Here is a 5,938-nt window from a genome sequence, read left to right as displayed (position 1 = left end):
GTTCAGGGGGCATGGGCCGCGTTCAGGGGTGCGGGCAGGAGGACGTGTGCCGCATCCGGGGGCGGCACACGTCCTCTGTTCGGCCGGGGGGGCGGTGTCCCGTCTCAGATGCCCGCGGCCGTCGACAGGTCGCGCTTGAGCGCCGTCAGCAGGTCGGCCGCCTTCGCGCGCGCCGCCGGAAGGCCGGCGTGGTCGGCGACCGGGATCACCACCTCCAGGTAGCACTTCAGCTTGGGCTCCGTGCCGGAGGGGCGCACGATCACCCGGGCGCCGTCGAGCGTGTAGCGCAGGCCGTCCGTCGGGGGCAGCGTGTCCGTGCCCCGCGTCAGGTCCTCCGCCCGGGTCACGGGCAGGCCCGCGAGTGCGGCCGGCGGCTGCTCGCGCAGGCGGCGCATCGCGTCGCCGATCAGGGACAGGTCCTGCACGCGGACCGAGAGCTGGTCGGTGGCGTGCAGGCCGTGCTCGACCGCGAGGTCGTCGAGGAGGTCGAGCAGCGTGCGGCCCTCCTCCTTGAGCTGTGAGGCCAGTTCCGTGACGAGCAGGGCCGCCGTGATGCCGTCCTTGTCGCGTACGCCGTCGGGGTCCACGCAGTAGCCGAGGGCCTCCTCGTAGCCGTAGCGGAGGCCCTCGACGCGGGCGATCCACTTGAAGCCCGTCAGCGTCTCGGCGTACGGCAGCTTCGCCTTCTCCGCGATGCGGGCGAGCAGCGAGGACGACACGATCGACTCCGCGAAGGTGCCGTGGACCTCGCGGTTCACCAGGTGGGCGGCGAGCAGCGCGCCCACCTCGTCGCCGCGCAGCATGCGCCAGTCGGCGCCGTCCTTGACGGCCACCGCGCAGCGGTCGGCGTCCGGGTCGTTGGCGATCACCAGGTCCGGGCCGGTCTCGCGGGCCTTGGCGAAGGCCAGGTCCATCGCGCCGGGCTCCTCCGGGTTGGGGAAGGCCACGGTCGGGAAGTCCGGGTCGGGCTCCGCCTGCTCGGCGACGAGGTCCGGGGTGGGGAAGCCGGCCCGGGCGAAGGCGGCGAGCAGGGTGTCCTTGCCGACGCCGTGCATGGCCGTGTAGACCGTGCGGGCGGTGCGGGGGGAGCCCTGGGCGAGGACGGCGTCGGTGCGGGCGAGGTAGGCGTCCAGGACGTCCTCGCCCAGGATCTCCCAGCCGGACTCCGGGCGGGGGACGGCGGTGAGCGTGGTGATCGCGTCGATCTCCGCCGCGATGTCGGCGTCGGCGGGCGGGACGGGGGTGAGGGGGGGGGGGGAGCCCGCCCGCGCGGCCCGCCGGGGTGGGGCGGCGGTGTGGCGGACGCCCGGGCCGCTTGCCTTGCGGCCAGGTCGTACGGGGACAGTCCGGGCCGGCGGGCGGCGCGGGCGGACTACCATCACCTCATGACTCGTGTACTGCTCGCCGAGGACCGCCGGCCCGGGCGCCCGCCGCAGCCCGGGGGGGCCCCCCCGGCCGGGCCGGCGCCCGCCCGCCCGCCGGCGCGCCGCGCGGCCGGGGGGCGGGGCCCCCCGGAAAGCCCCCCCGCCCCCGGGGCCGACGGCCACGGCCCGCTCCCGTCGTCTCGCAGGTGCGGGGCCGCGGGTGCGGGCCGCTCCCGTCGTCCCGGGGGGCGGTGGGTTTTACAGGCGGTCCAGGACCCGGGCCAGGAGGGTGCCCATGCGGGTGGCGCTGTCGCGGCCGGCCTGGAGGACCTCCTCGTGGTTGAGGGGCTCGCCCGTCATGCCGGCGGCGAGATTGGTCACCAGGGAGATGCCGAGGACCTCGGCGCCGGCCTCGCGGGCGGCGATGGCCTCCAGGACCGTGGACATGCCCACCAGGTCCGCGCCGATCACGCGGGCCATGCGGATCTCGGCCGGCGTCTCGTAGTGCGGGCCGGGGAACTGGGCGTAGACGCCCTCCTCCAGGGAGGGGTCGACCTCCTTGCACAGGGCGCGCAGGCGGGGGGAGTACAGGTCCGTGAGGTCGACGAAGTTGGCGCCGACGATCGGGGAGGTCGCCGTCAGGTTGATGTGATCGCTGATCAGCACGGGCTGGCCGGGGCGCATGCCCTCGCGCAGGCCGCCGCAGCCGTTGGTGAGGACCACGGTCTTGCAGCCGGCCGCGACCGCGGTGCGCACGCCGTGGGCGACGGCGGCGACTCCGCGGCCCTCGTAGTAGTGGGTGCGGCCGAGGAAGACCAGGGCGCGCTTGTTCCCCGTGGTGTACGAGCGGATCTTGCCGCCGTGGCCCTCGACGGCCGGCGGCGGGAAGCCGGGCAGCTCGGTGACCTGCAGTTCGGCGTCAGGGGTGCCCAGGGCGTCAACGGCCGGCGCCCAGCCGGAGCCCATCACGAGGGCGACGTCGTGGGTGTCGGCGCCCGTCAGCTCGCGCAGGCGGGCCGCGGCGGCGTCGGCGGCGGCGTACGGGTCGCCCTGGAGGTCGTCCGGAAGAAGAGATGCGTTCACGCGGACGAGGGTAGCCCGAAATCGCCTACGCGCGTAGATGACAGACGTCACCGGATTGCGGATCGTTGTCTTGTCGTTTCCTACGGGCCTTCCGGGCAGCGCTCAGCAGGGCCGCTTGCGCAGCTCCATCACGTAGTCGTGGGGCGCGCCCGCCGACTCCGCCGCGTCCGCGATCTCGCCCAGGTAGCGGGCGGAGGGCAGGCCGCCCTCGTAGGCGTCGAGGACGTACAGCCAGGCGGACTCCTCGCCGTCGAGGGTGTGGACGCGCACGCGCATGCGGCGGTAGACGCCGAGGCCGACGCCCTCCCACCGGTCCAGGGACTCCTCGTCCATCGGGGCGATGTCGTACAGGGCGACGAAGACCTGGGAGATCGGGTCCTCCACGACCGTCGCCAGGGCGCCCTCCCAGCCCATGTCCTCGCCGCCGAACGTCAGCCGCCAGCCGTTCAGCCAGCCCGTGGCGCGCAGCGGCGAGTGCGGGGCGCGGCGGGACATCAGCCGCGCGTCGAGATTGCCGGCGTACGCGGCGTAGAGCGACATGGGTCGAAGGGTACGGCAGTGACGCGGGAGGTCCCGTCCGTGCCTTCGGCACCCCGGGAAGTATGACCTTGAAGGGTGCGGGACAATGGAGTACGTGACTCGGATCGTGATCATCGGTGGCGGACCCGGCGGATACGAAGCGGCGCTGGTGGCCGCGCAGCTCGGTGCGGAGGTGACCGTCGTCGACTGCGACGGTCTGGGCGGAGCGTCGGTGCTGACCGACTGCGTGCCGTCGAAGACCCTGATCGCCACGGCCGAGGTGATGACCACCTTCGACTCCTCCTACGAGGAGCTGGGCATCATCGTCGCCGACGACACCCCGCACATCGAGCAGGCCGCCCGGGTGGTCGGCGTGGACCTGGGGAAGGTCAACCGGCGCGTGAAGCGGCTGGCGCTCGCCCAGTCCCACGACATCACCGCGTCCGTGACGCGGGCCGGGGCGCGGGTCATGCGCGGGCGGGGGCGCCTGGAGGGCATGCAGGCCCTCGACGGCTCGCGGAAGGTCGTCGTCACCGCGGCGGACGGGAGCGAGGAGACGCTCACCGCGGACGCCGTGCTCATCGCCACCGGCGGTCACCCGCGCGAGCTGCCCGACGCCAAGCCGGACGGCGAGCGCATCCTGAACTGGACGCAGGTCTACGACCTCTCCGAGCTGCCCGAGGAGCTGATCGTGGTGGGCTCGGGCGTCACCGGCGCCGAGTTCGCGGGCGCCTATCAGGCGCTGGGATCGAAGGTCACGCTGGTGTCCTCGCGCGACCGGGTGCTGCCGGGCGAGGACCCGGACGCGGCGGCCGTGCTGGAGGACGTCTTCCGGCGCCGCGGCATGAACGTGATGGCGCGCTCCCGGGCCGCCGCGGCCAAGCGGGTCGGGGACCGGGTGGAGGTGACGCTGGCGGACGGCCGCGTCATCACCGGCACCCACTGCCTGATGGCCGTCGGCGCCGTCCCCAACAGCGCGGGCCTGGGCCTGGAGGAGGCCGGCGTCCGGCTGCGCGAGTCCGGTCACATCTGGACCGACAAGGTGTCGCGGACGACGGCCCCGGGCGTGTACGCGGCCGGCGACGTGACCGGGGTGTTCGCCCTGGCGTCGGTGGCGGCCATGCAGGGACGTATCGCCATGTACCACTTCCTCGGCGACGCGGTGGCCCCGCTGAACCTGAAGACGGTCTCCTCGAACGTCTTCACCGACCCCGAGATCGCCACCGTCGGCTACACCCAGGCCGACGTGGACGCCGGCAAGATCGACGCGCGCTGCGTGAAGCTGCCGCTGCTGCGCAACCCGCGCGCGAAGATGCAGGGCATCCGGGACGGTTTCGTCAAGATCTTCTGCCGTCCGGGCACCGGGATCGTCGTCGGCGGTGTCGTGGTGGCACCGCGCGCCTCGGAACTGATCCACCCCATCTCGATCGCCGTCGACAACAACCTGACGGTGGAACAGATCGCAAACGCGTTCACGGTGTACCCCTCCCTGTCGGGCTCGATCGCCGAGGTCGCCCGGCAGCTGCACACCCGCAAGACCGGCGGCGAGGCGTAGCCGTTCGGGGCGGGGGGACGACGCGCCTGGTCCGGTGCGGACCGGCCCGTCCGCAGCCGGATGCGGGCAGGTGCCGCCCATGCGGGCGGCATAGTCGGCGGGAGGGGCCCTATACCACTTCGGGCGTCGCTGTGCGAACAACTTCTGTTATTCGGCGCAAACCGCTGAAAGCAGACGGTCGCTGGGGTTACTGTCAGTTTCGTGTTCGCTGCTGAACGTCGCCAACTGATCCTCGAAATGGTGCGAGCGAACGGTGCCGTGTCGCTCCGTGAACTCGCCCGCGTCGTCCAGACCTCCGAAGTGACCGTACGGCGGGACGTGCGCGCACTGGAGGCGGAAGGACTCCTCGACCGCCGCCACGGCGGCGCCGTACTGCCGGGCGGGTTCACCCGGGAGTCCGGCTTCCCGCAGAAGTCCCACCTCGCGACGGCGGAGAAGACGGCCATCGCCGACCTCGCCGCGGGCCTCGTCGACGAGGGCGAGGCGATCGTCGTCGGAGCCGGGACCACCACCCAGGAGCTGGCCCGCCGGCTCGCCCGGGTCCCCGGCCTGACCGTCGTCACCAACTCCCTGCTGGTCGCCCAGGCCCTCGCCCACGCCAACCGGGTCGAGGTCGTGATGACCGGCGGGACGCTGCGCGGCTCCAACTACGCGCTCGTCGGGTCCGGGGCCGAGCAGTCGCTCCAGGGGCTGCGGGTGTCCAAGGCCTTCTTGTCCGGGAGCGGGCTCACGGCCGAGCGGGGCCTGTCCACGTCCAACATGCTCTCCGCCTCCGTCGACCGGGCGCTGGTGCAGGCCGCCGCCGAGGTGGTGGTCCTCGCCGACCACACCAAGCTCGGCGCGGACACGATGTTCCAGACGGTCCCGACCGAGCTGATCACCCGCCTGGTCACCGACGAGCCCCCGGCCCACGACGACCGCGCGGCCACCGAGCTGCAGGCCCTGGCCGACCAGGGCGTCCAGATCTCCGTGGCCGGCCCGACGGGAAACCCGGTGCACGAGCAGCCTCCCGCGCGCGGAGACCGCCGCCGTGACGTCCCGCTGCCCGGCCCCCGCCGCAGTCAGGTCACCGGCCCCTCCGCGCTCCGTACGGCCCCCCTGGGCGCCGACCAGCCCTCCGAGCGGGCGGCACGGGTGGCGGACCTGCGCAGGCGGTGAGCAGGGCGCTGTGCGCCGTCGGCCGGCGGGCGCGCACGTCGGCGGATCCGAGCAGGCGGTGAGCAGGTCCCCGGCGCCCCGCCGGGAGCCGTCCCGTGTTCAGCAGTGAGGCGCCCGGCGGGCTCGTGGTGAGTCCGCCGGGCGCCTGGGGTGCTGTGGGTGGGTGGTCAGTCCTTGATCTCGCAGATGGCGGCGCCGGAGGTGATGGAGGCGCCGACCTGGGCGGTGAGGCCCTTGATGGTGCCGGCCTTGTGGGCGT

The 5,938-nt window shown here is 73.7% G+C and carries 5 protein-coding genes; 2 read left to right on the top strand and 3 right to left on the bottom strand.

What is annotated here, in order from left to right; genetic code table 11:
- Positions 1-104 precede the first annotated feature (104 nt).
- The 3 genes from GV126_RS14930 to GV126_RS14920 form a co-directional block, all read right to left on the bottom strand.
- Complete coding sequence (locus GV126_RS14930) at positions 105-1,379, bottom strand: phosphohexomutase domain-containing protein (protein WP_236570258.1); 1,275 nt, start codon at positions 1,377-1,379, stop codon at positions 105-107.
- Between the two features lie 243 nt (positions 1,380-1,622).
- On the bottom strand, positions 1,623-2,447 hold the full coding sequence (locus GV126_RS14925) for a purine-nucleoside phosphorylase (RefSeq protein WP_028420597.1): 825 nt from the start codon (positions 2,445-2,447) through the stop codon (positions 1,623-1,625).
- 102 nt (positions 2,448-2,549) lie between these two features.
- A complete protein-coding gene (locus GV126_RS14920; RefSeq protein WP_028420596.1) occupies positions 2,550-2,987 on the bottom strand; it encodes a gamma-glutamylcyclotransferase family protein in 438 nt (145 codons plus the stop codon).
- An 85-nt stretch (positions 2,988-3,072) separates the two neighbouring features.
- Between GV126_RS14920 and GV126_RS14915 the strand changes: the two genes are divergently transcribed.
- A complete protein-coding gene (locus GV126_RS14915; protein ID WP_159666651.1) occupies positions 3,073-4,521 on the top strand; it encodes an NAD(P)H-quinone dehydrogenase in 1,449 nt (482 codons plus the stop codon).
- Positions 4,522-4,758: 237 nt separating this feature from the next.
- Entirely contained in the window at positions 4,759-5,679 is a 921-nt protein-coding gene (locus GV126_RS14910) for a DeoR/GlpR family DNA-binding transcription regulator (protein ID WP_236569997.1), read from the top strand.
- Positions 5,680-5,938: the final 259 nt, after the last annotated feature.

Origin of the sequence: Streptomyces mexicanus, assembly GCF_902506575.1 — a bacterium.
Classification (GTDB): domain Bacteria; phylum Actinomycetota; class Actinomycetes; order Streptomycetales; family Streptomycetaceae; genus Streptomyces; species Streptomyces mexicanus.
Note: the sequence above shows the minus strand (reverse complement) of the source record. Positions and strands in the feature narration are given on the sequence as shown.